General features: G+C 67.8%; 14 protein-coding genes. 9 read left to right on the top strand and 5 right to left on the bottom strand.

Going from position 1 to position 16,430, the window contains the following annotated elements:
- Positions 1-15 precede the first annotated feature (15 nt).
- Positions 16-1,857, top strand: coding sequence for a TRAP transporter large permease (locus tag SFB74_RS09675; RefSeq protein ID WP_432730584.1), 1,842 nt, complete (start codon positions 16-18; stop codon positions 1,855-1,857).
- 76 nt (positions 1,858-1,933) lie between these two features.
- Here SFB74_RS09675 and SFB74_RS09670 read toward each other — a convergent pair whose 3' ends face one another.
- From SFB74_RS09670 to xseB, 4 genes are all read right to left on the bottom strand, one after another.
- A complete protein-coding gene (locus tag SFB74_RS09670; RefSeq protein ID WP_432730583.1) occupies positions 1,934-3,016 on the bottom strand; it encodes a TRAP transporter substrate-binding protein in 1,083 nt (360 codons plus the stop codon).
- A gap of 114 nt (positions 3,017-3,130) precedes the next feature.
- On the bottom strand, positions 3,131-4,993 hold the full coding sequence (gene dxs / locus SFB74_RS09665) for a 1-deoxy-D-xylulose-5-phosphate synthase (RefSeq protein WP_432730580.1): 1,863 nt from the start codon (positions 4,991-4,993) through the stop codon (positions 3,131-3,133).
- Positions 4,994-5,015: 22 nt separating this feature from the next.
- Positions 5,016-5,936: a polyprenyl synthetase family protein gene (locus SFB74_RS09660; RefSeq protein ID WP_432730578.1), complete on the bottom strand. Its 921-nt coding sequence runs from the start codon at positions 5,934-5,936 to the stop codon at positions 5,016-5,018.
- Positions 5,933-6,199 (bottom strand): exodeoxyribonuclease VII small subunit, encoded by a 267-nt coding sequence (xseB, locus tag SFB74_RS09655; RefSeq protein ID WP_007829283.1) that lies wholly within the window; start codon positions 6,197-6,199, stop codon positions 5,933-5,935. Before xseB ends, SFB74_RS09660 begins: the two co-directional genes overlap by 4 nt.
- A gap of 319 nt (positions 6,200-6,518) precedes the next feature.
- On the opposite strand from xseB, the gene SFB74_RS09650 reads away from it, so the two are divergent.
- From SFB74_RS09650 to SFB74_RS09615, 8 genes are all read left to right on the top strand, one after another.
- Entirely contained in the window at positions 6,519-7,661 is a 1,143-nt protein-coding gene (locus SFB74_RS09650; protein WP_432730576.1) for an aromatic ring-hydroxylating oxygenase subunit alpha, read from the top strand.
- 65 nt (positions 7,662-7,726) lie between these two features.
- Positions 7,727-8,659, top strand: a complete 933-nt coding sequence (locus SFB74_RS09645) for a DMT family transporter (protein WP_432730575.1) — start codon at positions 7,727-7,729, stop codon at positions 8,657-8,659.
- 41 nt (positions 8,660-8,700) lie between these two features.
- Positions 8,701-9,609 carry a sulfurtransferase gene (locus tag SFB74_RS09640; RefSeq protein WP_432730573.1) on the top strand — a complete coding sequence of 303 codons (909 nt, stop codon included), beginning with the start codon at positions 8,701-8,703 and terminating at the stop codon, positions 9,607-9,609.
- Complete coding sequence (locus SFB74_RS09635) at positions 9,606-10,187, top strand: DUF2796 domain-containing protein (protein WP_432730572.1); 582 nt, start codon at positions 9,606-9,608, stop codon at positions 10,185-10,187. Before SFB74_RS09640 ends, SFB74_RS09635 begins: the two co-directional genes overlap by 4 nt.
- Positions 10,188-10,191: 4 nt before the next feature.
- Positions 10,192-10,938: an ABC transporter ATP-binding protein gene (locus SFB74_RS09630; RefSeq protein ID WP_432730570.1), complete on the top strand. Its 747-nt coding sequence runs from the start codon at positions 10,192-10,194 to the stop codon at positions 10,936-10,938.
- Positions 10,935-12,197 (top strand): ABC transporter permease, encoded by a 1,263-nt coding sequence (locus SFB74_RS09625; RefSeq protein WP_432730569.1) that lies wholly within the window; start codon positions 10,935-10,937, stop codon positions 12,195-12,197. Before SFB74_RS09630 ends, SFB74_RS09625 begins: the two co-directional genes overlap by 4 nt.
- 69 nt (positions 12,198-12,266) lie before the next feature.
- Complete coding sequence (locus SFB74_RS09620) at positions 12,267-12,854, top strand: DUF3299 domain-containing protein (RefSeq protein ID WP_432730568.1); 588 nt, start codon at positions 12,267-12,269, stop codon at positions 12,852-12,854.
- 162 nt (positions 12,855-13,016) lie between these two features.
- Positions 13,017-15,041 carry a DUF3300 domain-containing protein gene (locus SFB74_RS09615; RefSeq protein ID WP_432730567.1) on the top strand — a complete coding sequence of 675 codons (2,025 nt, stop codon included), beginning with the start codon at positions 13,017-13,019 and terminating at the stop codon, positions 15,039-15,041.
- A 51-nt stretch (positions 15,042-15,092) separates the two neighbouring features.
- Here SFB74_RS09615 and SFB74_RS09610 read toward each other — a convergent pair whose 3' ends face one another.
- Positions 15,093-16,361: a M20/M25/M40 family metallo-hydrolase gene (locus SFB74_RS09610; protein WP_432730566.1), complete on the bottom strand. Its 1,269-nt coding sequence runs from the start codon at positions 16,359-16,361 to the stop codon at positions 15,093-15,095.
- Positions 16,362-16,430: the final 69 nt, after the last annotated feature.

Genomic DNA, 16,430 nt, shown 5'->3' with positions numbered 1-16,430 from the left:
GAGCACAAGAACATCATGGAATTCATCGTTTCCAACTTCGCCCCGATCATGTTCGCGGGGCTGATCTGCTTCCTGCTATTGGGCTTTCCCGTCGCATTCAGCCTCGGCGCCTGCGGCCTGTTCTTCGGTTTCATCGGCATCGAGCTCGGCGTGTTCCAGCCCTCGGTGATGGCCTGGCTGCCCCAGCGCCTGATCGGCATCATGGCCAACGACACCCTGCTGGCGGTGCCGTTCTTCACGCTCATGGGCCTCATCCTAGAGCGAAGCGGCATGGCCGAGGACCTGCTGGACACCGTCGGCCAGGTCTTCGGCCCGATGCGCGGCGGCCTCGCCCTGGCGGTGATCTTCGTCGGCGCGCTGCTGGCTGCCACCACCGGCGTGGTGGCCGCCTCGGTGATCTCGATGGGCCTGATCTCGCTGCCGATCATGCTGCGCTACGGCTACGACCGCCGGCTGACCAGCGGCGTCATCGCCGCCTCCGGCACCCTGGCGCAGATCATCCCGCCCTCGCTGGTGCTGATCATCATGGCCGACCAGCTCGGCCGCAGCGTCGGCGACATGTACAAGGGTGCCTTCCTGCCCGGCTTCATGCTGATGGGCCTGTACGTGCTCTACGTGGTGTTCCTGGCGATCTTCAAGCCCTCGCAGGTTCCCGCGCTGCCTCCGGAGGCGCGCACCTTCCGTGAACCCAACGGCAGCGGCGGCTATGCATCGCTGGTCGGCATCACGGCGCTGTCGGCTGTCGTGGCTGTCGTGCTGGCGCGCAACATGGAGGCCGTGCACACCTGGTTCCAGGGCGAGCCCGTCACCTTCGTGGCAACCGACGAGAAGGTGGTGGTCGCCATGTGCGGCGGCGTGTTCGTGGCGCTGGTGATCGCGCTGATCAACAAGGGCCTGAAGCTCAACCTGCTGTCACGGCTGGCCGAGCGCGTGACCTTCGTGCTGATCCCGCCGCTGCTGCTCATCTTCCTGGTGCTGGGCACCATCTTCCTGGGCGTGGCGACGCCCACCGAAGGCGGCGCGATGGGCGCGGTCGGCGCACTGGTCATGGCCTGGATCCGCCGGCGCATGAGCATGCCGCTGCTCAAGCAGGCCCTGGCCTCGACCACCAAGCTGTCGAGCTTCGTGATGTTCATCCTGATCGGAGCCACGGTGTTCAGCCTCGTGTTCCAGGCCGCGGACGGGCCGATCTGGGTCGAGCACCTGCTGTCGGCGCTGCCCGGCGGCCCGGTGGGCTTCCTGATCGCGGTGAACGTGCTGGTGTTCTTCCTGGCGTTCTTCCTGGACTACTTCGAGCTGTCGTTCATCGTGGTGCCGCTGCTGGCGCCGGTGGCACACAAGCTGGGCATCGACCTGATCTGGTTCGGCGTACTGCTCGCGGTGAACATGCAGACCTCGTTCATGCACCCGCCGTTCGGCTTCGCGCTGTTCTTCCTGCGCTCCGTGGCCCCCGACAAGCAGTACGTGGACCGCGTGACCCAGAAGGTCATGGAGCCGGTGACGACGATGCAGATCTACAAGGGTGCCGTGCCCTTCGTGCTGATCCAGCTCACCATGGTGGGCGTGCTGATCGCATTCCCGCAGATCGTGACGGGCAGCCTCGACAAGGAGGTCAAGGTCAACCTCGACGACATCGGCGCGCAGATGCGCGAGAGCCTGCAACCGGAAAACGATGCGACGCCCGCCGACCCCTATGGCGGCACCGTCGAGACCCCGCCCGGCGCCCAGCCCGGCGCGCCTGCCACGCCCGACGCCGCGCCGTCGCCGTCGCCGTCGCCTGCACCTGCGCCTTCCACGGAGAGCGACGACCCCATGAAGGCGATGCAGGACGCGCTCAAGCAGCAGCAGAAGCCCTGATCGTCGCGCCCAGACAAAAGGAAAAGGCCGGCCCGTTTGCACGGGCCGGCCTTTTTTCATGGGAACCGCGGCAGGATCAGATCTTGACGGTGTTCATGTACTGGTTGAACGGGTACTCCGAGAAGCGGTTCCACAGGATCTGGTCACGCTGGAATGCGCGCATGTCCTGGTGGATCTTCTTGAACTCGGGCGACTTGGCTTCGTGCTCGGCGAACACTTCCATCGAGGCCTTGAAGCCCGCGTCCATCACTTCCTTCGGGAACGGCTTGAGCTGCGTCTTGGCGGCCACGAGGCGCTTGAGCGCCACCGGGTTGAAGGCGTCGTACTTGGCGATCATGTCGCGAGCGGCAACCTTCGTGGCCGCGTCGAGGATGGCCTTGTTCTCGTCCGACAGCTTGGCGTAGGCCTTGTTGTTGATGAAGAACTCGAGGTCGGCGCCGCCTTCCCACCAGCCGGGGTAGTAGTAGTACGGGGCCACCTTGTTGAAGCCCAGCTTCTCGTCGTCGTAGGGACCGACGAATTCGGCTGCGTCCAGCGTGCCCTTCTCGAGCGCCTGGTACACGTCGCCGGCAGGCATGTTCTGCGACACCACGCCCAGCTTGGCCATGGCCTCGCCGAACACGCCGCCGCCCATGCGCATCTTCAGGCCCTTCAGGTCGGCGACCGTCTTGATTTCCTTGCGATACCAGCCGCCCATCTGCGTGCCGGTGTTGCCGGCGCTGGCGGTGCGGAAGTTGTACTGCGCGAAGAAGGCGTCGAGCAGCTTGCGGCCATTGCCGTATTCCTTCCACGAGTCCGTCTGACGCGCGGTCAGGCCGAAGGGCACTGCGCAGCTGAACGCGAAGATCGGGTCCTTGCCGGTGAAGTAGTAGGCGGCGGTCTGCGCCATTTCGAGGGTGTCGCCCTGCAGGGCGTCGACCACGCCGAAGGCGGGCATCAGTTCGCCGGCGGGATGGACCGAGATCTCGAACTTGCCGCTGGACAGCGCCTTGACGGTCTTCGACAGCATTTCGGCGCTGCCGAAGATGGTGTCGAGCGAACGGGGGAAGCTCGACGCCAGGCGCCAGCGCACGGCAGTCTGCGCATGCACGGCGGGCGCAATGCCGGCGGCCAAAACGCCGGCGATGCCGGCGTTTTTGATGAGGGAACGACGATCCATTGAATTCACTCCGGGTTCTTTTAAAAAAACGAAACGCGGCTTGTGACCGCGTTGGGGACTTTTGGGTAAGTCTTCTCGATTGTAAAAACGCGCTTACAGGCCTCCGGCGGGGGTTTACCCTGCGCTGTTGCGCACGAAACGCTCACGGATCGAGGCCTCGATGCCGATCGCATCGAGCCCGATGCCGGCCAGCAGCTTCGCCGGATCGCCATGTTCGATGAACTGGTCGGGCAGGCCCAGTTGCAGCACCGGCTTCTGCACGCCGGCAGCCTGCAGCGCCTCGAGCACCGCGCTGCCAGCGCCGCCCATGATCGCGCCCTCTTCCAGCGTGACGATGGCATCGTGCGTGCCCGCCACCTTCAGCAGCAGCTCGACGTCGAGCGGCTTGGCCCAGCGCATGTTGACCACCGTGGCATCGAGCGACTCGGCCACCGTGAGAGCCGGATACAGCAGCGTGCCGAACGCGAGGATGGCGATGCCCTTGCCCTCGCGCCGGACCTCGCCCTTGCCGAAAGGCAGCGCATCGAGCGTGAGGTGCGGCGCCACGCCCGCACCCGAGCCGCGCGGATAGCGCACCGCCACCGGGTGGTTCTGCTCGTAGGCGCTGGTCAGCAGCTGGCGGCATTCGCGCTCGTCGGCCGGGCAGGCGATGCTCATGTTCGGGATGCAGCGCAGGAACGGGATGTCGTAAGCGCCCGCGTGCGTCGCGCCGTCGGCGCCCACGAGGCCCGCGCGGTCGAGCGCGAACACCACCGGCAGGTTCTGGATCGCCACGTCGTGCACGAGCTGGTCGTAGGCGCGCTGCAGGAAGGTCGAGTAGATCGCGACCACCGGCTTCAGTCCCTCGCAGGCCAGGCCGGCGGCGAAGGTCACCGCGTGCTGCTCGGCGATGCCGACGTCGTAGTAGCGGTCAGGAAAGCGCTTCTCGAACTCGACGAGGCCCGAGCCCTCGCGCATCGCGGGCGTGATGCCCACGAGGCGGCCGTCTGCGGCGGCGGTGTCGCACAGCCACTGGCCGAACACCTGCGTGAAGGTCTGCTTGGGCGCCGAAGCCGGCTTGACCAGACCCACCTGCGGGTCGAACTTGCCGGGGCCGTGGTAGGCCACCGGATCGGCCTCGGCCAGCTTGTAGCCCTGCCCCTTCTTCGTGACCACGTGCAGGAACTGCGGGCCTTCCAGGTGCTTGAGGTTCTCGAGCGTGGGCACCAGCGAGTCGATGTCGTGGCCGTCGATGGGGCCGACGTAGTTGAAGCCGAACTGCTCGAACAGCGTGGCCGGCACGACCATGCCCTTGGCGTGCTGCTCCAGCCGCTTGGCCAGCTCGAACAGCGGCGGCGCGTTGCGCAGCACGCTCTTGCCGACGTTCTTGGCGGCGGCGTAGAAGTTGCCGCTCATCAGCTGCGCGAGGTAGCGGTTGAGCGCGCCCACCGGCGGGCTGATCGACATGTCGTTGTCGTTCAGGATCACCAGCAGCTTGCAGTCGCACACGCCCGCGTTGTTCAGCGCCTCGAAGGCCATGCCGGCCGTGAGCGCGCCGTCGCCGATGATGGCCACGGTGTGGCGGTCCTCGCCCTTCTGCTTGGCGGCCATGGCCATACCGAGCGCGGCCGAGATGCTGGTCGACGAATGGGCGGTGCCGAAGGTGTCGTACTCGCTCTCGGTGCGCTGCGGAAAGCCCGAGATGCCGCCGATCTGCCGCAGCGTGGGCATGCGCTCGCGCCGCCCCGTGAGGATCTTGTGCGGATAGGTCTGGTGGCCCACGTCCCACACCAGCCGGTCGTGCGGCGTGTTGAACACGTGGTGCAGCGCGACCGTCAGCTCGACGGTGCCCAGGTTGGAACTCAGGTGGCCGCCGGTGCGGGAGACGTTGTCGAGCACGCTGGCGCGCACCTCGTCGGACAGCTGGCGCAGCTGGGCCCGGTCGTATTTGCGGATGGGCGAAGGGTCGTGGAGTGTGGGAAGCAGCGGTGCAGCCATGGGGGAGGTTTGTTCTTTTCTCTCAGCGGTCGCGGTCGACCACCATGTGGGCCAGCGCGCGCAACGCGGCGGTGTCGGCCAGGCCGCTGCGCTCCAGCGCTGCGAGCGCGTCGGCCAGCAGCTGGCGGGCCTGGGCGCGGGCGCCATCGAGGCCGAGCAGCGACACGTAGGTGGGCTTGTCGGCCGCGGCGTCCTTGCCGGCGGTCTTGCCCAGGGTCTGCGAATCGGCCGTGACGTCGAGGATGTCGTCGACCACCTGGAACGCGAGGCCGATGGCCGCGCCGTAGTCGCGCAGCGCGGCCAGCGCCGCGGCGCTCACCGTGCCGCAGGCTGCGCCCATCTCGACGCTGCCCTGCAGCAACGCGCCGGTCTTCAGGCGGTGCATTTCGCGCAGCTGCGTTTCGTTCAATGCGATGCCGACACTGGCCAGGTCGATGGCCTGGCCGCCGGCCATGCCCTGGCTGCCCGCGGCGCGCGCGAGCAGGCGGCACAGCAGGGCCTGGGTGGCGGCGGGAACCTCGTTGCCCTCGGGTGTCAGCAGTTCGAAGGCCAGGGCCTGCAGCGCGTCGCCGGCCAGCAGGGCGTCGGCCTCGCCGAACTTCACGTGCACCGTGGGCTTGCCGCGGCGCAGCACGTCGTTGTCCATGCACGGCAGGTCGTCGTGCACCAGCGAATAGGCGTGGATCAGCTCGGTGGCGCAGGCCGCGCGCAGGGCGGCGGCCTTGTTGCCGCCGACGGCCTCGCTGGCGGCCAGCACCAGCAGGGGCCGCAACCGCTTGCCGCCGTCGAGCACGGCATAGCGCATTGCGTCGCCCAGGAGCACCGGGGCATCGACGCCGACCCAGCGCGACAGCGCCGATTCGACATTCGCCAGATGGGGTTCGCTCCAGCCGGCAAGCGTGCGGGCATCCCAGTGGGCGGAATTCAGCGTGGCGGCGCTCATTCAGGCGTCCAGACCTTGAGGCTGCCCGAATCGAGCACCTTGATCTGGTCTTCGACCGCCTGCAGCTTGTCGCGGCAGAAGGCGAGCAGCGCCGCGCCGCGCTGGTAACTGACTAGCAGCTGGTCCAGGGGCAGCTGACCCGATTCGAGTTCCGCGACCAATTGCTCCAGCTCCTGGAGCCCGGCTTCGTAACTGGCAGGCAGCGGACCCGTGTCGGGCGTTGCCGCCGGGCTGGACGAGGAAGGGGGAGGCACCTTGGGCATGCAAGCGAAACGTGGGTGAAACGAGGCATTTTAGGACCGGGACCGGGACAAATGGCGCGCGGTTCCGGCCTGCCCTCCCCGGGGACGGCCCGGACGTCCACGCTTGTTTCAAACCTTTGCCGCTGGCGGAGCGCCCATCGCACATCGCGAAATGGCATGGAAAGCCCCGGGGGACGAAAAAATGGCCCCGGGTACAATGCGAACTTCTCTCGTTGACGACGTTCAACACTGCTTCGGGCCGCCCAGCCAACTCATCCGGCGGCGCCTTCCGTTCTTTTTTCTTCCTTTCCTCCCTGTGGGGAGCTTGGTCAGGTCCTCCATGTCTGATTTAAGTCTTCAACTGCAGCAGGCCGCGAGCCAACTTCCAGTTTCCGCGTATTTCGACGAGGCGCTCTTCGCCCGCGAAATGCAGAACCTTTTCTCGCGAGGGCCCCGCTATGTCGGCCATCGCCTGGCCGTGCCCGAAATGGGCGACTTCCACACCCTGCCCCAGGAGCACCAGGGCCGTGCGCTCGTCCACACGCCCAAGGGCGTGGAGCTGATTTCCAACGTCTGCCGCCACCGCCAGGCCCTGATACTGAAGGGCCGGGGCCAGCTCGAGAGCCAGTCCGGCGGCAACATCGTCTGCCCGCTGCACCGCTGGACCTACGCCGCGGCCGACCCGCGGACCACCGGCACGCTGATCGGCGCCCCGCACTTCGAGCAGGACCCCTGCCTGAACCTGCACAACTACCCGCTCACGGAGTGGAACGGCCTGCTGTTCGAGAAGAACCCCGACGGCTCGGGCCCCGACGTGGCGGCCGACATGGCCGGCCTCGGCCCGCAGGCCGACCTGGACTTCAGCGGCTACGCGCTCGACCGCGTCGAGCTGCACGAGTGCAACTACAACTGGAAGACCTTCATCGAGGTCTACCTCGAGGACTACCACGTCGGCCCGTTCCACCCGGGCCTGGGCAGCTTCGTCACCTGCGACGACCTGCGCTGGGAGTTCAAGCCGCGCTATTCGGTGCAGACGGTGGGCGTGGCCAACCGCCTGGGCCGCGCGGGCAGCCCGGTCTACCAGAAGTGGCAGGAGCAGCTGCTCAAGTACCGCGAGGGCAAGCCGCCGAAGTACGGCGCCATCTGGCTGACCTACTACCCGCACGTGATGGTCGAGTGGTATCCGCACGTGCTCACGGTGTCGACCCTGCACCCCGTGAGCCCGACGAAGACGCTCAACATGGTCGAGTTCTTCTACCCCGAGGAAATCGTCGCCTTCGAGCGCGAGTTCGTCGAGGCCCAGCAGGCCGCCTACATGGAAACCTGCGTGGAAGACGACGAGATCGCCGAGCGCATGGATGCCGGCCGCCGCGCGCTGATGCTGCGCGGCGACAACGAGACCGGCCCCTACCAGAGCCCGATGGAAGACGGCATGCAGCAGTTCCACGAGTGGTACAGAGCTGCCATGCAGCAACCCGCCTGAACCCGAGCCTCATCCCGCCCCGCATTCGCCGGGGCTTTCTTTTTTCTTGATCCGGATTCGAAACGATGCAAGCGCTGTGGATGGTGCTGGGGGCCTTCCTGTTCGCCACGATGAGCGTGGTCGTGAAAATCGCCTCGGCGTGGTTCAACAGCGGCGAAATGGTGCTCGGGCGCGGCCTGATCGGCATCGTCTTTCTCTGGCTGCTGGCGCGCAACCGCGGCGTGCCGCTGGCCACGAAGTACCCGGGCATGCACGCCTGGCGCAGCACCATCGGCGTGGTGTCGCTGGGCGCGTGGTTCTATGCCATCGCCCACATGCCGCTGGCCACGGCCGTCACGCTCAACTACATGAGCAGCGTGTGGGTCGCGGCCTTCCTGGTCGGCGGCGCGCTGCTGGCCTGGGTGCCGGTGCCCGGGCGCGACGGCCGCGTGGAGCGCCCGCCGCTGCAGGGTGCGCTGGCGATGACGGTGCTCGCGGGCTTCGTGGGCGTGGTGCTCATGCTCAAGCCCAGCGTGAACGGCAACGAAGGCTTCGCGGGGCTGCTGGGCCTGCTGTCGGGCCTGACGGCCGCCTTCGCCTACATGCAGGTGGTGGCGCTGTCGCGCATCGGCGAGCCTGAACTGCGTACCGTCTTCTACTTCGCGGTCGGCTCGGCCGTGGCCGGCGCCATCGCCACCGCGTTCACCGGGTTCTCGGGCGGCAACGCCTGGACGTGGCAGCATGCGCTGTGGCTGCTGCCCATCGGCCTGCTCGCGGCGCTCGGCCAGCTGTGCATGACGCGCGCCTACGCCACCGCCAAGACGCAGGCCGGCACGCTGGTGGTCGCCAACCTGCAGTATTCGGGCATCGTCTTCGCGGCGTTCTACGGCGTGGTGCTGTTCGACGACCGCATCGACGCGGCCGGCTGGGCCGGCATGGCCCTTATCATCGCAAGCGGCATTGCTGCAACCGTGTTGCGACAACGGGCGGTGCCCAAGGCGCCGGCCGAGGAACACTGAAGCACGCAACCGCATTTCCAGATTTCGAAGGAGCAAGCGCCATGTACACCACCCTCATCTCCGTCGAACAGCTCCAGCAGCTGCAGGCCGGCAAGCAGCCCTTCATGGTGTTCGATTGCAGCTTCGACCTCATGAAGCCCGAAGCCGGTGCGCAACAGTACGAGGCCGCGCACATTCCGGGCGCGCTCTACGCCAACCTCGACACCGATCTCAGCGCGAAGCACGGCGCTCCCGGAGCCCACGGCGAGGTGGTGGTGGCGAAGGAAGACGGCCTGCCCGCATCGGGCGGACGCCATCCGCTGCCCAGCCGCGAGAAGTTCGCTGCGTGGCTCTCCAGCGTCGGCTTCGCCAACGACATGCAGGCCGTGGTCTACGACCGCAACGGCGCCAACTACTGCGGCCGCCTGTGGTGGATGCTCAAGTGGATGGGCCACGACGCCGTGGCCGTGCTCGACGGCGGGCTGCAGGCCTGGCAGGCCGCGGGCGGCGAAGTCACGAGCCGCGAGGAGCCCGCGCGCTTCCAATCGAACTTTGTCGCGAGCGATCCCATCGCGAAGCTCGTGACCACCGACACGGTGCTGCGCCGGCTGGGCCAGCCTGACCAGAACCTGATCGACGCACGCGCCGGTGCACGTTACCGCGGCGAGGTGGAACCTCTGGACCCGATCGCCGGTCACATCCCCGGGGCCCTGAACCGGCCTTTCGCCGAGAACCTCGGCCCCGACGGCAAGTTCAAGCCGGCATCGCAATTGCGTGCCGAGTTCGAAGCGCTGCTCGCGGAACGCGACGCGGCGACCGTCGTCCACCAGTGCGGCAGCGGCGTGAGCGCCGTGCCGAATCTGCTTGCCATGCAGATCGCGGGATTCGGGACGACCGCGCTCTATGCCGGCAGCTGGAGCGAATGGAGCAATACGCCGGGGCTGCCGACCCGGCAAGGCGCTGAACCATGAAGCACATCCGACTCCGACGTACCACCGGTCTCGCAATCGCAGCCGCCGCGATGTTCGCGGCCGCCCCGTTCCTCACCGCACAGGCCCAGCAGCAGCACGCACACGTGCACGGCCAGCTCAAGCTCGACGTGGCCGTCGACGGCCCCACGGTGGTGATCGACATGGAATCCCCGCTCGACAACATCGTCGGCTTCGAGCGCGCCCCCAAGACCGACGCCGAGAAGAAGATCGTGGAAGACGCCGTCGCCCAGCTGCGCGCGGCGGACAAGCTCTTCATCGTCGACCCGGCCGCCAACTGCAAGCTGGGCCCGGTCGACCTGCGCTCCGGCGCACTGGGCCTGGGCAACCCCGACCCCAACGAGCCTGTCGGCCATGCCGACCTCGACGCCACCTTCTCCTTCAACTGCACGAACGCGGCCGCCGCGAAGTTCATCGATCTGAACCTGTTCGGTGCGTTCAAGGGCCTGCGCCAGATCGACTCGCAGATCGCCACCGCGCAGGGCCAGTTCAAGCGCCAGCTGAAGCGCCCCGCCGGTGCGCAGGCGGCCCAGCCTGCACGCCTGAGCTGGGGCAAGTGACACTGTGAGCGACCATCCACAGGCCGAAGCCTCGGCCCTGCGCGTCGTGCTCGCAGCCGAAGCATTGCGCTTCAGCTGGCCGGCCGCCAAGGCACCATGCATCGACATAGAGGCCTTTCGCATCACAGCCGGCGAATCGGTGTTCCTGCACGGCCCGAGCGGCTGCGGCAAGAGCACGCTGCTGTCGCTCCTGGCCGGCGTGCTGGTGGCCGACGAAGGCCGCGTCACGCTGCTGGGCCATGACTGGTCGAAGCTCTCGGGCACGCAGCGCGACCGCAGCCGCGTGGCGCACGTGGGCTACATCTTCCAGCAGTTCAATCTTCTGCCTTACCTAAGCGTGATCGACAACGTGCTGCTGCCCTGCCGCTTCTCGCAGCGGCGCGAGGCCAATGCATCGCGCAACGGCAGTTCGCGCGGCGAGGCCGAGCACCTGCTCGACCAGATGGGCCTGGACTGCAACCTGTGGGGCCGCCAGGCGCTGCAGCTCTCGGTCGGCCAGCAGCAGCGCGTGGCCGCGGCGCGTGCGCTCATCGGCCAGCCCGAGGTGGTGATCGCCGACGAGCCCACATCCGCGCTCGACGAAGACCGGCGCGAGGCCTTCCTCGATGTGCTGCTCACTGCCTGCGCTGAGCACCACAGCGCGCTCGTGTTCGTGAGCCACGACCAGCGCATCGCGCAGCGCTTCGCGCGGCATGTGCTGCTGCCCGAGATCAACCGCGCGGCCACCAGCGCGATGGCGGTGGATGCATGAAGGCACTCTTTTCCATTGCATGGCGCAGCGCCTGGAACCGGCGCTTCACGCTCGCGCTGACGGTGTTCTCCATCGCGCTCTCCACATTCCTGCTGCTTGGCGTGGAACGCATCCGCACCGAGCTGCGCGAGAACTTCGCGTCTTCAGTTTCGGGCACCGACCTGATCGTCGGCGCGCGCACAGGCTCCACGCAGCTGCTGCTGTACTCGGTGTTCCGCATCGGCGCGGCCACCAACAACATCTCGTGGAAGAGCGTGCAGGCGCTGTCCGCGCATCCGGGCGTCGACTGGGTCGTGCCGCTGTCGCTGGGCGATTCGCATCGCGGCTTCGCGGTGCTGGCCACCTCCACCGACTACTTCGCGCACTTCCGCTACGGCGACAGGCAGACGCTGAAGCTGCGCGAAGGCAAGCCCTTCAGCGAGCTGTTCGACGCGGTGGTCGGCGCCGAGGTGGCCGACAAGCTCGGCTATCACGTGGGCCAGAAGATCACGCTCGCGCACGGCAGCGGCGAGCTCAACGTGGCGGAGCACGCGGACAAGCCCTTCACCGTGGTCGGCGTGCTCGCGCGCACCGGCACGCCGGTGGACCGCACGGTGCACATCGGCCTCGCGGCGATGGAAGCCATCCATCTCGAATGGGTGGGCGGCGCGCCGATGCCGGGCGTGCACATCTCGCCGGAGCAGGTGCGCAAGTTCGACCTCACGCCGAAGAACGTGACGGCCGTGCTGGTGGGCCTGAAGAACCGCGCGGCCGTGTTCGGCGTGCAGCGCTGGATTTCGACCTACACCGGCGAGCCGCTGATGGCCATCCTGCCCGGCGTGGCGCTCGACGAACTGTGGAGCGTGATCGGCATCGGCGAGAACGCGCTGCTGCTGATGTCGGCGCTGGTCGCGCTGGTGAGCCTTGCAGGGCTCGTGTCGGTGGTGATGGCCGGCCTCAACGAACGCCGCCGCGAACTCGCGGTGCTGCGCGCCGTGGGTGCGGGCCTGCGCCACGTGCTGGCGCTGCTCGCGCTCGAAGGCGCGATGGTCACCGTGCTGGGCGTGGCGCTGGGCCTGGTGATGGCGGTGCTGGGCATCGCCCTGCTCTCGCCATGGCTGCAGTCGCAGTTCGGGCTGACACTGAGCCTTTCCGAACCTACACTGAACGAATGGCTGCTGATGGCAAGCCTGCTGGTCGCCGGATGGCTGGCGAGCCTCTTGCCCGGCATCCGCGCCTATCGCCTCTCCCTTGCAGACGGCCTCTCGCCGAGGATTTGAACCATGCCCTTCGCACAAGAAAAGACGTTGTCGACGTTGTCCACGAGCAAAGCTTTCACCTGGCTTTCGATGCTGATCGCAGGCGCCGGCCTCGCCGCCGCGGCCTGGGCCGCCGAGCCCGCGCCCAAGGACACGACCGCCACCAACCCGCTGGGCGGCAAGGCCGCGCCAGCGGCCGCGGCCAAGGCCACGCCGGGCCAGCCGCGCCAGATCACCTGGGAAGAGCTGGTGCCCAAGGACTGGGACCCAGCCAAGGAGTTCAAGGGCATGGACCTGAGCGCGCTCGACGACGGCGACCCGCGCGCCAACGAACTGCTCATGAAGATGCAGGAGGTGTCGAACAACGCGCCGACCAATCCGGCGATGAACGGCACCGAGATCAAGATCCCCGGCTTCATCGTGCCGCTCGAAGAAGCCAAGGGCGAGGTCACCGAGTTCCTGCTGGTGCCCTACTTCGGCGCCTGCATCCACACGCCGCCGCCGCCTGCCAACCAGATCCTGCACGTGGTGCCGCAGAAGGGCGCCAAGTTCCGCGCCATGGACACCGTGTGGGTCACCGGCAAGCTGCAGACCCTGCGCAACGACTCGATGATGGGCGTGAGCGGCTACCACGTGAGCGCCGCCACCGTCACCAAGTACACCGGCGGCTCCAAGTAAGGAGGCCGCGGCCTCCGGGCCGTGTGGTTCTGCGCCGACAGGCTTGACGGCACGGAACCGACACAGACCGTTGCATCCGCGGCGCAGGCTCTGTCATCGCCTGCCGCCGCGCATCGTTGAAGAAGTTCCGGGCACGACGCCGGCGTCCTCATGGAACTCCAGATGACAAAAAATCTCTCCACCGCCCCGCGGCTGTTGACGATCTCGCTGTGCATCGGCGCCCTCGTCCTCGCAGGCTGCGACAAGTCCCCCACGAACACCCCCGCGGCCGTTGCCTCGACGCAGGAACCTGCGAGCGGCATCCCGGCGCCCTCCGTGCCCCAGACGCAGCCGCCCGCCGCCGCTCCCGTGCAGGCCGCCTACACGCCCCCATCGGCCGAGCAGCTCTACCAGATGGTCGCGCCCATCGCGCTGTACCCCGACAAGCTGGTGGCGCAGGTCCTGGCCGGTGCCACCTATCCCGACCAGATCACCGCGGCGCACGAATGGCTCGCGCAGAACCGCAATCTCAAGGCCGGTCCGCTGGCCGACGCGGCCAACCAGCAATCGTGGGACCCGAGTGTGAAGTCGCTCACCGCCTTCCGTCCCGTCCTTGACCAGATGGCCGGCAACATCCCGTGGACCCAGGCGCTCGGGCAGGCCTACTACAACGACCCGGCCGACGTGATGAACGCGATCCAGGTCATGCGCCAGCGCGCGGCGAAGGCAGGCCGCCTCAAGAACAACGACAAGATGCGCGTGGCCAGCGCCGCGCCGCCGCCGAACTACGCACCCGCGCCCGACGTGCAGCCCGTGTACGCGGGCCCGGCGGTGATCGAGCCGCCGCAGGAGTTCATCACCATCGAGCCCGTGCAGCCCGACGTGGTGTATGTGCCTGCCTACGACCCGCAGGTGATCTACGGCGCGCCGCAGCCGGTGTATCCGGGCTATGCCTATGCACCGCCGGTCCAGGTGGTGTCGCCGGGCTACAGCGGCGGCCAGGTGCTGGCCGCCGGCGCGCTCGCATTCGGCGCGGGCGTGATCGTGGGCGCCGCGCTGGAGCGCCACGACTGGGGCTGGCATTCGTGGAACATGAACTGGGGCGCGCCGCGCTGGCGCGACCGCGGCCCCGCGGTGCAGCCGGCCTTTGCCCGCCCCGCCGTGGTCTACAACAACAGCACGTACGTCTCGCGCTCGACCACGGTGGTCAACAACGTGCGCAACGTCAATGTCTATAACAACAACGGCGGACCGCGCGGCGTGCTGCCGCCGGGAGTGCCGCCCAACTTCGCCGCGGGCCCGGGCGCCGCGCAGCAGGTGCAGCAACAGCAGCAGCGGGCCCTCTTCGCCCAGCAGCAGGCCCAACAACAGCAGGCGCAGCAGCAACAGCAACAACAGCGCCTCCAGCAGCAGGCCGCGCTCGCGCAGCAACAGCAGCAGCAACAGGCGCATGCACAACAGCAAGCCCAGCAGCGGCAACAGCAGCAGATCCAGCGCCAGCAGGCCATGCAGCAACAGCAGGCGCAGAACCAGTCCCGCCAGCAGCAGCAACAGGCGGCAGCACAGCAGGAGCAGATGCGCCGTCAGCAACAGGCGCAACAGCAGGCCCAGCAACAGGCGCGCGATCAGCAGGCACGCCAGGCGCGGGGCCTGATGCAGCCTCAGCAACAGCAAGGCCAGCAAGCGCAGCTCGCGCAGCAGCGCCAGCAACAGCAGGCCGCGCAGGAGCAGCAACGCCAGCAGCAGGCCCAACTCGAGCAGTCACGCCGCCAGCAGACGCAGCAGGACCAGATGCGCCGCCAGCAACAGGCCGACCAGCAGGCGCGCGCGCAGCAGCAAGCCCAGCGGCAACAGGAGCAGGTCCAGCGCCAGCAGGCCATGCAGCAGCAACAGGCGCAGAACCAGGCCCGCCAGCAGCAACAGCAGATGGCCCAGCAGGAGCAGATGCGCCGCCAACAGCAGGCACAGCAACAGGCTCAGCAGCAGGCCGCGCGCATGCAGCAACAGCAGCAGATGCAGGCCATGCAGCAACAGCGTCAGCAGCAGATGCAGCAGCAACAGGCCCGCGCGCAGCAGCAGGCGCAACAACAAGCGCAGCACCAGCAGCAGCAGGCCCAGCAGCAACAGCAGCGCATGGCCGCCGCGGCCGCGGCACGGCAGCAACAACAGCAACACCGCCCCGGCGACCCGAGGCAGCAACAGCAATAGTGATGACGCACCCGCGCCGCCGCATGCCGGCGGCGCTTCTCGTCACCGGCCTCAGTTCTTGCCGATCTCCGTCAGCAGCCGCGTGACGAGATACAAGCGCGGCACGATCGAGTCGGCCTCGATGTATTCGTCGCGCGCGTGATAGCCGAAGCCCGCGAGGCCGAAACTCTCGACCACCGTGGCCTTGCCCGAGCGGCCCGCGTAGCCCGCGTCGGTGCCGCCGCCGGTCATGGGCGTCAGCACGAGGTCGCGATCGATTTCCTTGTAGATGGCCTGCGCCTTCTCGGCCAGCGCGCGGCCCTTGTCGCCCGCGATGAAAGCCGGGCGGCCCACTTCCACCTTCACCGTGGTCTCGGTATCCGGAATCAGCTTGCCGGAGGCGATCTTCGCCTGCAGCGCCTCGGCGAGCTTCTTCTCGGCGCCGGGCTGCGTGATGCGGATGTCGCCTTGCGCCTGCGCCTTCTCGGTGATCTGGTTGAGCGGGCCGGTGGCGCGCGCCACGGTCCAGTTCAGCGTCGCGCCGGGAATGTCCTTGGCGAGATCCTTGGTCTGCAGCATCTGGTACGACAGCTCGTACAGCGCATTGCGGCCCAGCTCGGGCGCGGCGCCCGCATGCGACGCACGGCCCTTCACCTCGAGCGTGGCGGTGGCGATGCCGGCCGCACCCAGCAGCAGCGACTCGCCCTTGACCACCGACTTCGCCACCGTCGGCTCGAACGACAGCACCGTGTCGTGCTGGTCGGCCATGGTGGCGATCAGTTCGCCGGAGCCGACCGAGCCCACTTCCTCGTCGGGGTTCATCAGCACGGTGAGCGTGTCGTAGTCGCGCCAGCCGGCGTCCGCCAGGATCTTCAGCGAGGCCAGCATCACCGCGAGGCCGCCCTTGTCGTCGGCGATGCCGGGGCCGTAGATGCGGTTGCCGTCGACCTTGTAGGGCTGGCTGTTGAGAATGCCCGGCGCGTACACCGTGTCCATGTGGCCCTGCAGCATGATCTTGCGCTTGCCCGTGCCCTTGAGCGTGCCGATCACGATGTCGGCACCCGCGCCGCCCGTGGCCTTGCGGCGCTCGGTCTTGAAGCCGGCGGCCTTCAGGCGCCCTTCCACCACGTCGGCCATCTTGAGCAGGCCGTCGACGTTGAGGCTGCCCGATTCGATCAGCACCATCTCCTTGAGGTTGTCGATCACCGCGGGCTGCGCCTTCTCGGCGGCGGCGAGCAGCTTTGCATCGGGAGCGGCCTGCACCGCGGCGGCGCCGAGCACGAGGCCGCAGGCCAGTGCAATGGAACGCAGGGGAAGGAAGGACGGGGAGCGCATGGTCATGAGGATTCTCTTTTCATGTAGTGAGTCGCGAGCGCCAGCATAGCGGCGCAACGCGCAACGACGCACTCC

The sequence above is a fragment of the Variovorax xiamenensis genome, assembly GCF_050916385.1.
Classification (GTDB): domain Bacteria; phylum Pseudomonadota; class Gammaproteobacteria; order Burkholderiales; family Burkholderiaceae_C; genus Variovorax.
Note: the sequence above shows the minus strand (reverse complement) of the source record. Positions and strands in the feature narration are given on the sequence as shown.

What these genes read in the sequence shown, in the direction of transcription:
- SFB74_RS09675 (WP_432730584.1), top strand. Translation starts at nt 16, where the DNA reads ATGGAATTCATCGTTTCCAACTTCGCCCCGATCATGTTCGCGGGGCTG.
- SFB74_RS09670 (WP_432730583.1), bottom strand. Translation starts at nt 3,016, where the DNA reads ATGGATCGTCGTTCCCTCATCAAAAACGCCGGCATCGCCGGCGTTTTG.
- dxs (WP_432730580.1), bottom strand. Translation starts at nt 4,993, where the DNA reads ATGGCTGCACCGCTGCTTCCCACACTCCACGACCCTTCGCCCATCCGC.
- SFB74_RS09660 (WP_432730578.1), bottom strand. Translation starts at nt 5,936, where the DNA reads ATGAGCGCCGCCACGCTGAATTCCGCCCACTGGGATGCCCGCACGCTT.
- xseB (WP_007829283.1), bottom strand. Translation starts at nt 6,199, where the DNA reads ATGCCCAAGGTGCCTCCCCCTTCCTCGTCCAGCCCGGCGGCAACGCCC.
- SFB74_RS09650 (WP_432730576.1), top strand. Translation starts at nt 6,519, where the DNA reads ATGTCTGATTTAAGTCTTCAACTGCAGCAGGCCGCGAGCCAACTTCCA.
- SFB74_RS09645 (WP_432730575.1), top strand. Translation starts at nt 7,727, where the DNA reads ATGCAAGCGCTGTGGATGGTGCTGGGGGCCTTCCTGTTCGCCACGATG.
- SFB74_RS09640 (WP_432730573.1), top strand. Translation starts at nt 8,701, where the DNA reads ATGTACACCACCCTCATCTCCGTCGAACAGCTCCAGCAGCTGCAGGCC.
- SFB74_RS09635 (WP_432730572.1), top strand. Translation starts at nt 9,606, where the DNA reads ATGAAGCACATCCGACTCCGACGTACCACCGGTCTCGCAATCGCAGCC.
- SFB74_RS09625 (WP_432730569.1), top strand. Translation starts at nt 10,935, where the DNA reads ATGAAGGCACTCTTTTCCATTGCATGGCGCAGCGCCTGGAACCGGCGC.
- SFB74_RS09620 (WP_432730568.1), top strand. Translation starts at nt 12,267, where the DNA reads ATGCTGATCGCAGGCGCCGGCCTCGCCGCCGCGGCCTGGGCCGCCGAG.
- SFB74_RS09615 (WP_432730567.1), top strand. Translation starts at nt 13,017, where the DNA reads ATGACAAAAAATCTCTCCACCGCCCCGCGGCTGTTGACGATCTCGCTG.
- SFB74_RS09610 (WP_432730566.1), bottom strand. Translation starts at nt 16,361, where the DNA reads ATGACCATGCGCTCCCCGTCCTTCCTTCCCCTGCGTTCCATTGCACTG.